The sequence below is a fragment of the Thermotomaculum hydrothermale genome, from assembly GCF_016592575.1.
GTDB lineage: Bacteria > Acidobacteriota > Holophagae > Thermotomaculales > Thermotomaculaceae > Thermotomaculum > Thermotomaculum hydrothermale.
Genome location: NZ_AP017470.1, coordinates 879,489 through 894,707, shown reverse-complemented (window position 1 = coordinate 894,707; position 15,219 = coordinate 879,489). Strand labels below are relative to the sequence as shown.

14 protein-coding genes are annotated in these 15,219 nt (G+C 34.6%); 7 read left to right on the top strand and 7 right to left on the bottom strand.

Features of this window, described 5'->3' with window-relative positions:
* Nucleotides 1-119 precede the first annotated feature (119 nt).
* Together TTHT_RS04120 and TTHT_RS04115 are read right to left on the bottom strand one after the other, a co-directional pair.
* Nucleotides 120-596 (bottom strand): peroxiredoxin, encoded by a 477-nt coding sequence (locus TTHT_RS04120; RefSeq protein ID WP_201328771.1) that lies wholly within the window; start codon nucleotides 594-596, stop codon nucleotides 120-122.
* A gap of 11 nt (nucleotides 597-607) precedes the next feature.
* Complete coding sequence (locus TTHT_RS04115; RefSeq protein WP_201328770.1) at nucleotides 608-1,777, bottom strand: FprA family A-type flavoprotein; 1,170 nt, start codon at nucleotides 1,775-1,777, stop codon at nucleotides 608-610.
* 197 nt (nucleotides 1,778-1,974) lie between these two features.
* Between TTHT_RS04115 and TTHT_RS04110 the strand changes: the two genes are divergently transcribed.
* From TTHT_RS04110 to TTHT_RS04095, 4 genes are all read left to right on the top strand, one after another.
* Entirely contained in the window at nucleotides 1,975-3,210 is a 1,236-nt protein-coding gene (locus TTHT_RS04110; RefSeq protein ID WP_201328769.1) for an endonuclease Q family protein, read from the top strand.
* Between the two features lie 124 nt (nucleotides 3,211-3,334).
* Nucleotides 3,335-5,116 (top strand): acyl-CoA dehydrogenase family protein, encoded by a 1,782-nt coding sequence (locus TTHT_RS04105; protein ID WP_201328768.1) that lies wholly within the window; start codon nucleotides 3,335-3,337, stop codon nucleotides 5,114-5,116.
* Between the two features lie 184 nt (nucleotides 5,117-5,300).
* Nucleotides 5,301-7,316, top strand: coding sequence for a dipeptidyl-peptidase 5 (locus TTHT_RS04100; protein WP_201328767.1), 2,016 nt, complete (start codon nucleotides 5,301-5,303; stop codon nucleotides 7,314-7,316).
* Entirely contained in the window at nucleotides 7,313-8,434 is a 1,122-nt protein-coding gene (locus TTHT_RS04095; protein WP_201328766.1) for a M64 family metallopeptidase, read from the top strand. The genes TTHT_RS04100 and TTHT_RS04095 overlap by 4 nt, the downstream gene beginning before the upstream one ends.
* On the opposite strand, the gene der is transcribed toward TTHT_RS04095, so the two are convergent.
* Nucleotides 8,431-9,771: a ribosome biogenesis GTPase Der gene (gene der / locus TTHT_RS04090; protein WP_201328765.1), complete on the bottom strand. Its 1,341-nt coding sequence runs from the start codon at nucleotides 9,769-9,771 to the stop codon at nucleotides 8,431-8,433. The two genes, TTHT_RS04095 and der, sit on opposite strands and share 4 nt — an antisense overlap.
* Nucleotides 9,772-9,775: 4 nt before the next feature.
* Nucleotides 9,776-10,120 carry a histidine triad nucleotide-binding protein gene (locus tag TTHT_RS04085; protein WP_201328764.1) on the bottom strand — a complete coding sequence of 115 codons (345 nt, stop codon included), beginning with the start codon at nucleotides 10,118-10,120 and terminating at the stop codon, nucleotides 9,776-9,778.
* Between the two features lie 190 nt (nucleotides 10,121-10,310).
* Here TTHT_RS04085 and buk point away from each other — a divergent pair, with 190 nt between their 5' ends.
* The 3 genes from buk to TTHT_RS04070 are packed head-to-tail and all read left to right on the top strand — an operon-like array spanning nucleotide 10,311 to nucleotide 12,836.
* The gene (gene buk / locus TTHT_RS04080) at nucleotides 10,311-11,378 is read left to right on the top strand and encodes a butyrate kinase (protein ID WP_201328763.1); all 1,068 of its coding nucleotides are present in this window, start codon (nucleotides 10,311-10,313) and stop codon (nucleotides 11,376-11,378) included.
* Between the two features lie 10 nt (nucleotides 11,379-11,388).
* The gene (locus TTHT_RS04075; protein ID WP_201328762.1) at nucleotides 11,389-12,237 is read left to right on the top strand and encodes a phosphate acyltransferase; all 849 of its coding nucleotides are present in this window, start codon (nucleotides 11,389-11,391) and stop codon (nucleotides 12,235-12,237) included.
* Nucleotides 12,237-12,836, top strand: coding sequence for a phosphate acyltransferase (locus tag TTHT_RS04070; protein WP_201328761.1), 600 nt, complete (start codon nucleotides 12,237-12,239; stop codon nucleotides 12,834-12,836). Before TTHT_RS04075 ends, TTHT_RS04070 begins: the two co-directional genes overlap by 1 nt.
* On the opposite strand, the gene TTHT_RS04065 is transcribed toward TTHT_RS04070, so the two are convergent.
* Genes TTHT_RS04065 through tsaE form a run of 3 tightly spaced genes read right to left on the bottom strand, consistent with a single transcriptional unit; the run spans nucleotide 12,823 to nucleotide 15,210 of the window.
* Nucleotides 12,823-13,569 carry a response regulator gene (locus TTHT_RS04065; protein WP_201328760.1) on the bottom strand — a complete coding sequence of 249 codons (747 nt, stop codon included), beginning with the start codon at nucleotides 13,567-13,569 and terminating at the stop codon, nucleotides 12,823-12,825. The genes TTHT_RS04070 and TTHT_RS04065 overlap by 14 nt on opposite strands.
* Complete coding sequence (locus TTHT_RS04060; RefSeq protein WP_201328759.1) at nucleotides 13,566-14,813, bottom strand: ATP-binding response regulator; 1,248 nt, start codon at nucleotides 14,811-14,813, stop codon at nucleotides 13,566-13,568. The genes TTHT_RS04065 and TTHT_RS04060 overlap by 4 nt, the downstream gene beginning before the upstream one ends.
* Nucleotides 14,791-15,210: a tRNA (adenosine(37)-N6)-threonylcarbamoyltransferase complex ATPase subunit type 1 TsaE gene (gene tsaE, locus TTHT_RS04055; RefSeq protein ID WP_201328758.1), complete on the bottom strand. Its 420-nt coding sequence runs from the start codon at nucleotides 15,208-15,210 to the stop codon at nucleotides 14,791-14,793. Before tsaE ends, TTHT_RS04060 begins: the two co-directional genes overlap by 23 nt.
* Between the last annotated feature and the right edge of the window lie 9 nt (nucleotides 15,211-15,219).

Below are 15,219 nucleotides of genomic sequence, written 5' to 3'. Positions count from 1 at the left end.
TTCTTATATTTTGTATTGCTTAAATTTTATACCACAATATATTGTGTTATTCAAGAAAATTATCCAATAAAAAAAGGGGATTAGTAAAATCCCCTTTAACATTAACAAAACAACAAAATTTATAACTCTTCAAGAATTTTCTTTACCTTTTCAACATGCCCTTTTGCCCTTACATTCCTCATTGCTTTTAAAATCTTTCCATCTTCATCAAGGATAAATGTTGAGCGAATAACACCCATTCTAACCTTTCCATACATCTTTTTCTCACCATAAGCACCAAAATCTTCCATAACCTTTTTTTCAGTATCGGAGAGAAGTGGAAAATTTAACTCAAACTTTTCTTTAAATTTTTTGTGGCTTGCAATACTGTCAGGGCTAATTCCCAACACAAATGCTTTATCACCTATTGAATTTAAGTTATCTCTAAAATCACAGGCTTCAGTTGTGCAACCTGGCGTGTTATCTTTGGGATAAAAATACACAACAACTTTTTTACCTTTTCCAAGAAAATCCTTTAAACAAAACTCTTTTTCCTCGCCTTCAGCGGATAATCCTGGAAGGCAAAAATCTTTAACTTTATCTCCCTCATTATACATAATTTCCTCCTCTAAAGGCTCTCATGCCTCTTAACAATCTCTTCTACAAAATTGTCCAGCCTTTCAAAATCTTCTTCTTTGGCAAGTCCTTTTACCATAACAGGCTCAATCCATTCAGCTTTAAGGTTAGAAATAAGAGATTTTAACTGCTCAACTCCCTTTCCCCCCCAGCCGAATGAACCTATCATAGAGACAAATTTAACTTTTGGCCTTAAAGCATTTGCAAGGTATGCAGCATACACGCATTGCGGGTGCAAACCACCTAACACATAGGGAGAACCAAAAACAATGGTGCCTGCATCCACCAAAGCCATTGCAAACTCTCCAACATCGGTGACTGTTAAATTGTAAGGAATCACTTCAATTCCTTTATTCATTAACCTTTCAACTAACTCATTAACAAGGTGCTCGGTACTATCGTGCATTGACACAAATGGAATTAAAACCTTGTTTTCAACCCTGTCTGAAATCCAGTCCTTGTATGCATCAATAATCAAAGATGGTTTGTCATATACAGGGCCATGAGATGGGGCAATTATATCAATTTCTTTCTTTTCTATCTTTTCAATATTTCTTTTTATGTGAGACCTGAAAGGCATCATGATTTCTGCATAGTACCTTTTAGCGTCTTCCACAACTTTGTACTCATCCTTTACAAAGAGGTTTGATGTAGCCCTGTGGGAGCCAAAAAAATCACAGGAAAATAAAATTTTATCTTCCTGTAAATAGGTTGACATTGTTTCAGGCCAGTGAACCCAGGGAGTCATAATAAATTCAAGTGTTTTATCCCCTAAAGAAATAGTATCACCCTCTTTAATTTCAATAAATTTTTCATCTGGAATATGAAGGTGCTCAATTAAAAAACTTTTGCACTTTGCGTTTGTTACAACCTTGCAATCCGGGTATTTTTCAAGAACAAAGGGAATGCATCCTGAATGATCTTGCTCTGCATGATTTGAAATCAAATAGTCAATTCTGTCAATACCAACCTCTTTTATGTGTCTGAAAAAAATATCTTTTTTATAAGGTTCAACAGTATCAATTAATGCTGTTTTTTCACTTCCTAAAATCAAATATGAATTATAACTTGTTCCATCTGGTAAAGGCACAAGTTCGTCAAAAAGGGTTCTATCCCAATCAATTGCACCAACTTCGAAAATTTTATCTTTTAACTTTCTCATCTATTACCTCCTTAATTTTCTTTCAACTAAATTATATAATAAAAATTTTCCTTTACAAGAAATTTTCCAATACTAACTCTCCTTTTTTATTGTACCTTAAAAAAGCCTATTTAAAAACAAAGTATTTATTTGCCAAAAATAATAATTTCAATTAGAATTTTAAAGAACGAAAAAACAAAAGAAAGACGGTGGGGATATTGCTTCTTGCTCTTGATTTACACTCCCATAGTGGCTATTCCGGTGGAGTTGGGAAAATAAGTTTGAAAAAAATAAAAGAATCAATGGACAAAAAGGGGATTGATGTATTTGGAACAGGGGATTGCCTCCACCCATTCTGGCTAAACAAATTAATGAGTAATTTAATTGAAGTAAAAGAAGGAATTTTCGCCCTTTCTCCTAAAGATAACAAATACTTTATCCTTCAAACAGAAATTGTTTTAACGGCACCAATTACCAAAAATAGAAGAAAATCGGTTCACACAGTTTTGCTTTTCCCATCCTTTTCAACAGCAGAAAAGGTAATTAATCTTTTTAGAAACTATGGAGTTAAAAACACAATAGGAAGGCCATTTGTTACCTTTCAATCTACTGAAGAGGTATCTGATTTTTTATTTACCCTTAAAGCAATTGACCCTTTAATTACAATATTTCCTGCACACATAATGACTCCAGACGGAATTTTCGGCTCAAACAATCCAATAACCTATCTTGAGGATTTTTTTGGAGAATACACCGAAAATATCAAACTATTAGAAACCGGATTAAGCGCTGACCCGGAAATGCTTGAAAAAATCCCCCAATGCAGGGAAAGAAATTATATCTCAAACAGTGATTGCCACTCTCATGCAATACACAGGATTGGAAGGGAGTTTACCCTTGTTGAAGTTGATGAAATCTCGTACCCGGCAATTGTTAAAGCACTTGAAGGAAATGGTATAGTATCAACATACGAATTCAACCCAAGAGAGGGAAAATTTTACGCATCAGGGCATAGAAAGGGGAAGTACAATCACCCACAGCATTTTTATACCGAAGATAGTGAAAACTTAATTTGTCCCCATTGCAAAAAACCCTATACAAAGGGAGTAAAACACAGAATTGAAGAGTTAAGTAAAGCACAAAAATTAAATATCCCAATTAAAAAAGAGAGAAAATTTAAAAGGATTATCCCTCTTGTTGAGGTAATTGCACATGGGTTAAATGTAAAAACTTTGACATCAAAAAGAGTTATATCTATCTACGAAAAAATAGTTGAGATAGCAGGAAGTGAAGTTGCTCTCTGGTTGAAATCCATTGATTTTATTGAAAAAGAATTATCGCCTTTCTTAGATGACAAATTATTAAAAACTATAATTTCAGTCCACAAAGGAGAATTTACTTTCGACCCTCCAGGGTTTGACGGAGAATACGGAAAATTAAAAATCTTTGTTTAATCCCGGCCACCTTTCCTCTTATAAAAAATACAATTTTTTATCTATTTTTACTTGACTATTTTTGTAAAAAGAAACATAATAATGAATGACTATTCATTCATTATTCTTTGAAAGGGGGATTAAAATGGCTGAAAAAAGATTTTTAAAGGGCGGTGAATATTTAATTACACCTATGGAAGAATCAGAAATCTTTACAGTGGAAGAGCTTGATGAAGAAATTATTGAGTTCGGAAAAACCGCTGAAAAATTTATGAGGGAAAAGGTACTTCCCAACGCAAAGGAGATTGATAATCACAATTTTGATTTGCTAATCAGCTTAATTAAAGAAGCGGGAGAACTTGGTCTTTTATCAATTGATGTTCCAGAAGATTACGATGGCTTGGGATTAGACAAAAAAACAGCAATGTATGTCGCTGAAAAAATGGGGATAGAGGCGTCATTCTTAACTGCATTTGCAGCACATACTGGAATTGGTACTCTTCCACTTGTTTACTTTGGTAATGAAGAGCAGAAGCAAAAATACCTTACAAAGCTTGCAACTGGTGAATGGATTGGTGCTTATGCTTTAACAGAGCCTGGAGCAGGTTCAGATGCTATGAACATTAAAACTAAGGCTGTACTTTCAGAAGATGGCAAATACTACATTTTAAACGGCACAAAACAGTTTATTACAAATGCAGGTTTTGCTGATTTGTTTACCGTCTTTGCGAAGATTGACGGAGAGAAATTTACTGCATTTTTAGTTGAAAAAGGAACTGAAGGGTTATCATTCGGCCCTGAAGAAGAAAAAATGGGTATTAAAGGCTCATCAACAAGGGAAGTTATCCTTGAAGATGTAAAAGTTCCTGTTGAAAATGTTTTGGGAGAAATCGGCAAAGGCCACAAAATTGCTTTTGGTGTTTTAAACATCGGAAGGTTTAAATTAGGCGTGGTTTGTCTTGGTGCAATAAAAGAGGCACTCTCAATTGGAACAAAGTATGCAAAAGAAAGAAAACAATTCGGTATAGAGCTTGCAAAGTTCGGACTTATAAAAGAAAAAATTGCAAATATGGCATACAGGGCATACGCTCTTGAATCTGCTGTATACAGAACAGCCGGTTTAATAGACAATGAAATTGAGAAGATAGACAAATCAGACCCGGCTTACAACCAGAAGGTTCTTGACGCTATTGGAGAATACGCTATTGAATCCTCTGTAATCAAAGTATTAGGCTCTGAATGGCTTGATTACGCTGTTGACGAAGTTGTGCAGATTCACGGCGGATACGGTTTTTCAGAAGAATATCCTGCTGCAAAAATGTACAGAGATGCAAGGATTAACAGAATATTTGAAGGAACAAATGAAATTAACAGAATTCTTATCCCTGCAATGCTTGCAAGAAAGGCATTAAAGAAAGAGCTTCCTCTCTTAGAGTTTGAAAATGTTATTGTTGACGAAATCAAAAACCCAATGAAACAACCAAGACCAGCTCAGGGAATATTGGGCAATGAAGTAAGATACATTGAGCTTGCCAAGAGAGTTGCAATGTTCCTTGCAGGCGTTGGGATGAAAAAATTTGGTGAAAAGATTAAGAAAGAAGAAGAAATGCTTGCAATTTTAGCAGACCTCTGCATGGGAATATACACTGCAGAATCTGCAATCTTGAGAACAAGAAAGTTTGCTGAAATGAATGGTGAAGACAAAGTTGGTTTAAGGGTTGCTGCAACACAACTTTATGTTAACGAATTCCTCTCACAAGTACCTGCACTTGCACAGAAAGCACTCACCTATATGTTTGAAGGTCCAAAACTTAAAGAGCAGACCCTTGCAATAAAAACATTTATGCCAACTTATGCAATCAACGAAATTGGCTTGAAAAAACAGATTGCTGACCTTGTTATAGAAGAAGAGAAATATCCTTTCTAATCCTCCTCCTCTTACTTTTACGTAAGAATCCGGCGCCCAAATGGGCGCCACTTTTTTTATCCTTCCCAAGAATTTATTACCCCCCATTATTCATTTGTTCACTAATTTGTTTTTATCAATTAAAATAAAAAGGTAAAAAACTCCTGGGAGGATTTATGAAAAAAATTCTAATTGTTATACTTTTGTGCTTTTAGTTTTTAGTTTCAGTTTTGCGGGAGAAAAACACAACTTTACATTTTACGATATGATTAGCATGACAAGGCTTTCTTCCCCTGTTGTTTCCCCTGACGGTAAATTTATCGCATTTACAGGGACAAAGTATTCTCTTGAAGAAAACAAAGGGAACACAGATATTTACATTTACGAAGTTAACACAGGGGAGACAAGGAAACTTACAAACAACAAAGCGGCAGACTTTAACCCTGTCTTTTCAAAAGACGGAAAATATCTTTACTTTCTCTCAACAAGAAGCGGAAAGAGTGAGTTATACAGAATGGATTTAACAGGTGGAGAGCCTGAAAAAATTACAGACTACCCGGTATCAATAGCAAATTTTAAAATGTCTCCAAAGGGAAATTACTTCTCTTTCACCGTTAATGTCTATCCTGAAACAAGCGATTTTGAAAAGATAGCCGAAATTGACAAGAAAAAAAGCGAAAACAAGTGCACTGCAAAGGTTTACACCTCACTTTTTATAAGGCACTGGGACACCTGGGAAGACGGAAAGTGGACTCATGTTTTCTATGTACCTGTTAAAGACGGCAAGCCTGCAGGAAAACCTGTTGACATTATGAAAGGAATTGACGGGAATTGCCCATCAGAGCCTTTTGGTGGCCCCGAAGAATACTCATGGTCTAACGATGAAACAAAGATAGCTTTCACCACAAAGAAGGGCAGAGACAGGGCCTGGACAACAAACTTTGATGTTTATATCTACAATTTAAAAGACGGAAAATACACAAATGTTACAGAGAAAAACAAGGCATGGGATACAACCCCTGTTTTTTCAAAAGACGGGAAAATTCTTTACTATCTCGCAATGAAAACACCGAGATACGAAGCAGACAGGTTTAGAATAATGAAATTAAACCTTGAAAACGGGAAACTTGAAAATTTAACTGAAAAGTGGCAAATTTCACCTTCATCATTCTTTATTGATAATGAAAAAATTTACTTCACAGCTTTATGGCATGCACACATAAGGGTTTATCAATTTGATTTAAGAACAAGAAAATTAAACGAATTGGTTTCAAAACACGACAACAACGGCTTAACAAAGTTTAAAGATACCCTTTACTTTATGCAAAACTCATTAACATCACCTAATGAACTTTACTCATACAATTTAAAAACCAAAAAAATCTCCAAACTTACAGGCATTAACGATGAAATAGTTAAAAAGATAAACTTTTCCAAGCCTTTAGAATTCTGGTTTAAAAACAGAGACGGTATTAAGGTTCATGGATGGTTTTTAAAACCTGTGCCCTTTGAAAAAAACAAGAAATACCCTCTTGCATTTTACATTCACGGCGGGCCGCAGGGCTCATGGGAAGACAACTTCCATTATAGATGGAATTTGCAGATTCTCCCTGCACAGGGCTATGTTGTTGTTGCAATAGACTTTAGAGGAAGCACAGGCTATGGAGATAAGTTTAAAGAGGCAATAAGCGGACACTGGGGGGATAAACCTTTTAACGATTTAATGGACGGACTCAAATTTGTTTTAAAAACATATAAATTTATAGATAAAGACAGAATGGGGGCTTTGGGAGCATCTTACGGCGGATACATGATTAACTGGATTGCAGGAAATGCTCCCGACACCTTTAAGTGTTTAATCTGTCACGATGGATTGTTTGACACATTTAACTCATACTATGCAACAGAAGAATTATGGTTTCCTGAACACGAATTCGGCGGCACTGCATACAATAATCCTGAAGGATACGACAAATGGTCTCCAGCAAGGTATGTTAAAAACTGGAAAACCCCAATGCTAATTATTCACGGGGGAAGGGATTACAGGGTTGTGCCAACAGAGGGAATTTCAGCATTTACAGCATGCCAGAGGTTAGGCATTCCATCTAAACTTATTTTCTTTCCCGATGAAAACCACTTTGTCTTAAAGCCTAAAAACAGCGAATTCTGGCACAAATCTGTCATTGAATGGATGGATAGATGGCTTAAAAACAAAAAATGAGAAGGTTAATTTTAATAGCATTTCTATTTTCAACATTAAGTTACGGCAGGGCTTATTTGCTCTGCCTTTCTCATTCTGGAAACAATAAAACTGAAAAAATAAATTTAATAAAAATAGAAGAGGTTTCAAGAAATCCCCAGCCTTCATTTAAAAATAAATACGGTTATTACAAACTTTCAATAGAAAAAAACGGAAAATATGTATTCTTCACATACTTTAATTCCCTCTTTTATGAGTATTCAACAACAGGGAAAAAAGAGATAAAAAAATTTGAAGAGTGCTTCTTCATTCCCTATGTCAAAACACCATTTAAAATCAAAATTTGCAAATTAGGGAAAACAATATTTGAAACAAAAATTGATAACATAAAAAACACAAACACAATTCTAAAAAGCCAAACCAAAAACGAAAAAGTCATAAAAATTGCTTTTATTTCAGACGGTTATAAATCAAGAAAAGACTTTCTAAACGATAGTAAAAATTTAAAAGAAAAATTCTTCTCTTATAAACCTTACTCTCTTTATATAGATAAAATTAAGTTTACCCCTATTTTTGTTAAAAACCCTGGTTTGACAAATAAAAACACATTTGGAATGAAAAGGTATTTAACCGTCTCAAAGGTTTGTAAAGTCTATGAATTGCTTAAAAACACCAATTGTGACTTTTTTGTTGTTGTAACAAATTCAAAAGATTACGGCGGTTCAGGTGTTTTAAATAATTTCTGTTGCGTAACAGGGAAAAATAACCTTTCGGGCTTTGTCCTGATTCACGAGTTTGGCCATTACTTTGCAGGTTTAGGAGACGAATACTTTTTATCAAAAACAACCTATAATGAATTTTACCCGAAAGGCTTTGAACCGTTAGAACCTAACCTTACGAGAGAAACAGACAGAGGAAAAATTAAATGGAAAAGTTTAATTAATAAAAATACTCCTATCCCAACCCCTCCTCTAAAAAAATACAAAGACTGCGTCGGGCTTTTTGAGGGGGGCGGATACATCTCAAAGGGAATTTTCAGGCCTCAATTGCACTGCATTATGAAGGATAGAGGTTATTCCAAATTTTGCAAAGTCTGCGAAAAGACTATTGAAGAAAGGATAAAATCACTTTTAAACTAACCCTTTTTATCCCTTGAAGGTTTTTTGGTGAAAATCAACTTTATAGGCACATTCTTTAAACCAAACCTCTCCCTTAACTGATTTTCAATATACCTTTCATAGGAAAAATGAGGTGGATACATTGAATTTGTAAATATTGTAAAGGTTTGAGGCAGAACCCCAGTTTGAGTTATATAGTACATTTTAAAAGGTTTTTTTCTAACTGCCGGAGCCTTATGCTTCCTTGAAACCTCTTCCAAAAACTTGTTTAATTCAGAGGTTTTAATCTCCTTTGTCGCCTGAGCCATTACTTCATCAATAATTTTAAAAAGCCTCTTAACCCTCTGCCCTGTCTTTGCTGAAATAAAAACAATAGGTGCATAGTCAAGAAACTTCATTCTCTGCTTCAAAGCCTTTTCATACTCTTTCACAGTATCAGTATCCTTCTCCACCAAATCCCATTTATTAAAAACAATTATGACATTTTTATAGTTGTTGTGGGCAAAACCGGCAATGTTTGCATCAAGCAATGTTGGGTCACCTGTTGAATCTATCAGCATTAAAACAACATCGCTTCTCTTAATATTCTTCTGCGCAAGGATAACACTAACCTTTTCCACAAAGTGCTTTACCTTTTTCTTTTTTCTAATTCCAGCAGTGTCAATAATCCTGTAAGTTTTGCCATTGTACTTGAAAACAGCATCAACCGCATCCCTTGTTGTGCCTGCAACATCAGAAACAAGCGCCCTCTCCTCCCCTATAATCTTATTTAAAAGGGAAGATTTACCTACATTCGGCTTGCCAATAATTGAAATCTTTATCTCGTTTTCTGTTGTTTCTTCCTCATCTTCAATATCATCAAGGTATTGAGAAACTAATTCAAGCAATTCATCAATTCCAGTACCGTGTTCAGAAGAAATTGCAGTATAATGTTCAAAACCCAACGAATAAAAGTCAACAATATTGTCCTTCGCCCCCTTTAAATCAACCTTGTTTACTGCAACAATTACAGGCTTTCCGCTTTTTCTTAAAACATCTGCAACCTCTTCATCCATTGCAGTTAGCCCTGCAAAACCATCAACCATCATAACAATTACATCAGCCTCTTCGATCCCCTTTAATGTTTGAGTTTTCATTTGAGAAAGTATGTAATCGTCAGTTGTCGGCTCAAGCCCCCCTGTATCAACAAGGTTTGCAACCTTCCCATCAGGAAGCTTAATCTTATGGTAAATTCTATCCCTTGTAACGCCGGGCATATCGTTGACAATAGCCTTTCTTTTTCTGGCAAGCCTGTTAAAAAGTGTTGATTTTCCAACATTAGGCCTGCCAACAATGGCAACTATGTTTTTCTTTTTCATAGAATTATTTGCACCTTAATTTCCCTATTGTTTCACCGCCTAATATGTGGAAATGAAGGTGATTAACCTCCTGCCCCCCGTCTTTACCATAGTTTGAAATAACCCTGTAACCTGTTTTATCAATCCCCTCTTTAACTGCAATCTCTTTAATAGCCTTAAAAATCTCTTTTAAATCATCGTAATGCTCTTCATTTAAGTGCTGAACAGACTCAACATGGTTTTTAGGAATAACAAGTATGTGCACCGGGGCAACAGGGTTAATATCTCTGAATGCAATTACCCTGTCGTTTTCAAAAACAATGCTTGAAGGAATCTCTTTATTTGCAATCTTGCAAAAAATACAATCCATACCAACCTCCTATAAAATTTTCAATCGCTTTAAGTATATAAAAAGATGTCAATTTGGTAAATAGCAAAGGAAATGGTGAAGCAAAACTAATTTTAACCTGATTTTTAGGGTGTAATCTCCACATATTAACTTGAAAACTTTTTTTAAAAAGTTAAACTAAATTTGTAAAAAATAATAGGGGGAAGGCTTTATGGATGTTGTTTTTGTTATAAACCCGGGTTCAACCTCAACTAAGGTTGCAATTTTTTCAGAAAAAGGCGCGATTAAGGAAGAAAATATATCCCACGATTTTGAAGAGTTAAAAAAGTTCAAACTTGTTTCAGAGCAGTTTGATTTAAGGTTCAAAGAGGTGGAGAAATTCTTTCTTGAAAACTTTGATAGAGAAAAGTATAACCTTGTGGCTGTTATGGGAAGGGGCTGCCCGTTAAAACCGGTGGAAGGTGGAGTTTACAGAATTAATGATAAAATTCTTGAGGATGCAAAATCCTGTAAGTATTCAAACCATGCAAGCAATTTAGGTTCAATGATTGCTCACAAACTTGCAAAGGAATTCAATGTACCGTCTTTTATAGCAGACCCTGTTACAGTTGACAATTTCTGGGATATATCCAGGGTTTCAGGATTCCCTGGCATTGTAAGAAAGTGCCGCTCTCACGCATTGAACATTAAAGCAACGGCAAGAAGGGATGCAAAGAGTTTAAACAAAAAGCTTGAAGATGTTAATTATGTTGTTGCCCACATAGGCGGGGGAATATCAATATGCGCCCTTGAAGGGGGAAAGATAAGGGATGTAAACGACGGTTTATTGGGGGAAGGCCCATTTTCTCCAACAAGGGCTGGCACCCTTCCATTAAATGGAGTAATTAATTTATGCTTTTCTGAAAAATCCAAAGAGGAGATTGAAAAAGACTTTTCTGTAAACAGTGGATTTCAGGGGTATTTAGGTACAGCAGATTTGAGAGAGGTTTTGAAAAAAATTGAAAATGGAGACAAAGAAGCTGATTTAATTTACAGAACCTTTGTTTTTCAGGTGGCAAAGGAGATTGGAAGAGAGGCTGCAGCCTTAAAGGGTAATTTTGAAGCAATATTAATTACAGGCGGAATTGCACACTCTGAAAAATTTATTTCCGATTTAAAAGAGTATATATCCTTTTTAGGAAAAATTAGGGTTTATCCCGGCGAAGGTGAAATGCAGGCACTTGCAGAAGCAGCCTTTCTTGCTGTAAAAGGAGAAACTGAAATAAAGGAATATAGTTAAGGAGATAAAAATGGTTATAAAAAATTACAACTCTTTAATTGAAACAGCAAAAAAACAAAAGGGAAACAAAACAGTTGCAGTTGCAATGGCAAATGAAAGTAGCGTGCTTAAGGCTGTTGTGAAAAGCGTAAGGGAGGGAATTGTTGACGCAATCTTGGTTGGGAATAAAAATGAAATGGAAGAAATTGCTTCAGAACAAAATTTTTCTCTGTCAGGCTTAAATATTATTGACATAGATAATGAAAAAGAAGCGGCTAAAATATGCGTAAATTTAATTTTAGAAAAAAAAGCCCATTTCTTAATGAAGGGATTTATTAAAACCTCAACCCTTTTAAAGGCTGTATTTAAGGAAAAAAGCCTCAAAGAGAGGGATGTTATCTCCCATGTTGCAGTTTTGGACATTCCGAAAAGAGACAGGCTTTTCTTCTATACAGACGGGGGAATTGTTGAAAAACCGAATAAAGAACAAAAGGTAGCCATAATTGAAAACTTAATCTCTGTAGCCTTCTCCCTTGGAGTAAAAAATCCCTCATTTGGTTTTATATCACCGTACAGAGATTTTTTTGAAGAAGAGAATTTAGAAATAATTGAAACCATTAAGGAAAAGTATCCAGAAGTTACTGTTCACAAAGCACTTGAACCAGGAGAAGCTTTCAAAAATCACGACGGTTTAATTGTTAATGCAATTGAAGAGTGCAACATTGTTACAAAGGCTTTTACCCTTTTTACCGATACTGTTTTTGCTGGAATTATCGCCGGAACAAAGGTACCGATTTGCCTTGTTTCAAGGTCTGATACTGAAAAAAACAAAGCAGCTTCCCTTGCGTTAGGGGCTATCTTTGCAAACAGGGGGGAATAATGAATAGTATAAGAGAGTTTTTTGAAAACTTTTATTCAGGTATAGAAAAAAATAGAGAGTTAAAAATAGATTTTTCTCTTGAAATCGCAAATCTTTTTAAAGAATTATCAAAAGAGTATAAAAAAACTTTTTCAACTGTTGCCAAAATTGAAATTGATGGAAAAACATTTTTTGTTTCAGACCCTTACATTAATATTCAACCATCTTTAAAGCAATTCCCAAAACTTGTATCAAATACAATTGCAGTTGCAAAGTTTTCAGGGATTGAAGAGGTTAAAGTTGCAGTTGTGTCTGCTGTTGAACTTGTTAACCTTAATATGGAATCATCTGTTTACGGCGCTGTGGTTGAAGCAATGGGGAAAAGGGGGCAGTTTGGAAAGGGTGTCTTTGTTGAAGGTCCTCTATCCATGGATGTTGCCCTCTCGGAAAAGGCTGCAAAAGAAAAGAAAGTTTTAACTGATGTTGCAGGGAAGGCAAATGCCCTTGTGTGCCATAGGGGAAGCATTGCAAGAGGTATTGTTGACGGATTGGATTTCAGCGGGAAAGCAAAAACAGAAATCTTTTTAACTGACGGGGAAGAGGTTTTTAAAGTAGTTTAAACTTTTTAAGTTTGCTTTCAATATCTTTCAAAGATACAGGCTTTAACAAATAGTCATCGCATAAATCTTTTTTTAATTTTGAGGGATTTACCCCTGTTGTAAAAACAACAGGGAATTTTTTTATTTTCTTTTCCCTTAATTTTTTCACAAAATCATACCCGCTAATTTCAGGCATCATTATATCCACAAAACAAATACATGGTTTTAATTTTGATTGCTCAATGTCTCTTAACAGGTTATTCCCATTTTTATATGTTTTTGCCCTTACTCCTAAACACTGGGAAAGGTTTTTAAAAATATCAAGAATAAACTCTTCATCGTCAAGAAAGACCACTGTGTTATCGCCATTGGATTCAACAGTAATTCCTGATTTATTGTATAATTCATTCATAATCCTTTTTTTAACATTTTTATTAAATTCAATTACCTTTTTAAACTTTTCATAGCCTGGAAGGGTTGGCGGAATTCTCTCAGGAGAATCATGGGTATCAACATTAAAAAGTAATTCCCCATCTTCGTTTTTAACCACAAGTTTCATGTGAGGATAAAATATATTCCCCAATCTTAAAGCAAAAACATTGGCATCAACCTTCTCAAAAAAAGGAAGAGTAAAGAGATTATTTTCTGATCTCTCAATTTCTTCAACAATTTTTTTAATCCTTTCAGGTATGTTCCCTTCTGGATAGGCATATTTAATGTAAATTTTTATAGCATTTAACAACTTCTTTTTCATACCCTCTCCGGAATCAAAATTTTAACCTTTGTTCCTTCACCTTTTTTGCTTTCAATTGACAGTTCCCCATTTATCATTTCTACAAGCTTCTTACACATTGCAAGTCCTAATCCAAGCCCTTTCAAACTATGTGTTTTGTAATGTTCAACATCAATAAACTGAACAAAAGGGACAAAAGCCTGCTCAAGCTGTTTGTCATCCATACCAATACCAGTATCTGCAACTTCTATTAAAATATACCCCTCTTCTCTGCTACAGAAAATATTTATCATACCGTTTTCTTTATTAAATATAATGGCATTTCTAATAATCGGGTCAATGATTTCAACCAAAAATTCTCTATTTATCTTTATCTTTATAGGTTCAGGGCAGTTAAAACTAACCTTTAAACTCTTTTCTTTAATAAATTCATTATACCTTAATAACACTTCATCAATTGCCTTTGACAATATAATAAACCTCTTGCCTTTTATATTAAAATCAAAACTGTTAAACCTTGCTACCTGATCCATTAATTTCTTAATTCTTAAACTTGAATTAACAATATTGTCTAACAATTTGTTACCTTCAAACCCTAACTCAGCAAAAAATTTCATTTGAAGAATCTCAGAATTTCCTAAAATTGATGACAATGGCCCTTTTATTTCGTGAAAGATAAAATCAAGAAAATCTTCTCTAAATTTTATAAGAGCCTCTAATTTAAGCTTTGCCCTATCAGCCTCAACATAAAGACTGTTAATTGTCCTGCTTTTCTGCTCCAATTCCTTGTTTAATTTTGTTAACTCTTCAACCTTTTCCTGCAAATCCATTACAATCTCATTTGTTATTGCGTCAAAAGAGTCAATATCCACAGAATTTCTTTTATCAAGTTTTTCTTGTTTTAGGTATTTTTTAACAATCTTTTTTAAAGCTAATTTATTTATAGGTTTTGAAACAAAATCCTGACAAATTGTGAGCATTTTTTTCTCAACATCCGTATCTGTTTCAGAGGTCATTGCTATTAAAACCGATTTCTCCAGCCCTTCCATGTTTTTTAGCCTAATTGCCGTTGCATATCCATTTAAAAGAGGCATTACAACATCAATGAAAATAATGTCAGGCTTTTCTTTCTCGGCAATCTTTATCCCTGCAAGGCCATTTTCTGCTTGAAATATTTTACATTTATTACAAACTAAAGAAGAAATCTCATTGTAAATAAAATCTCTGATTGGTTTTGAGTCGTCAATTATCAGTATACTTTTCAAATGTTAACTCCCTTGTAAATTCCTCTGATTTTTTTATTTGCAAAACATAAATGTTTCCTTCGCAATATTCTTTTAACTCATCAACAAACTTTTTCCCCCACTCTATCACTGTAATGCCATTGTCTTGCAACTCTATCAATTCATCAAAAAAAACATCATTACCCTCTAAAATTCTATAAAAATCCACATGGAAGATATCAATTTCTCCACCCTTGTAAATATTGATTAAGGTGAATGTTGGGCTTGAAACATATTCTGGATTTATTCCGAAAAATTCCACAAATCCCCTTACAAATGTTGTTTTACCAGCACCTAACTCTCCATCAAGGATAACAATATCCCCTTTTTTAACAAAAGGAGCTATTCCCTTTTTTGCTATATTGTACGTTTCTTCCACACTATTGGA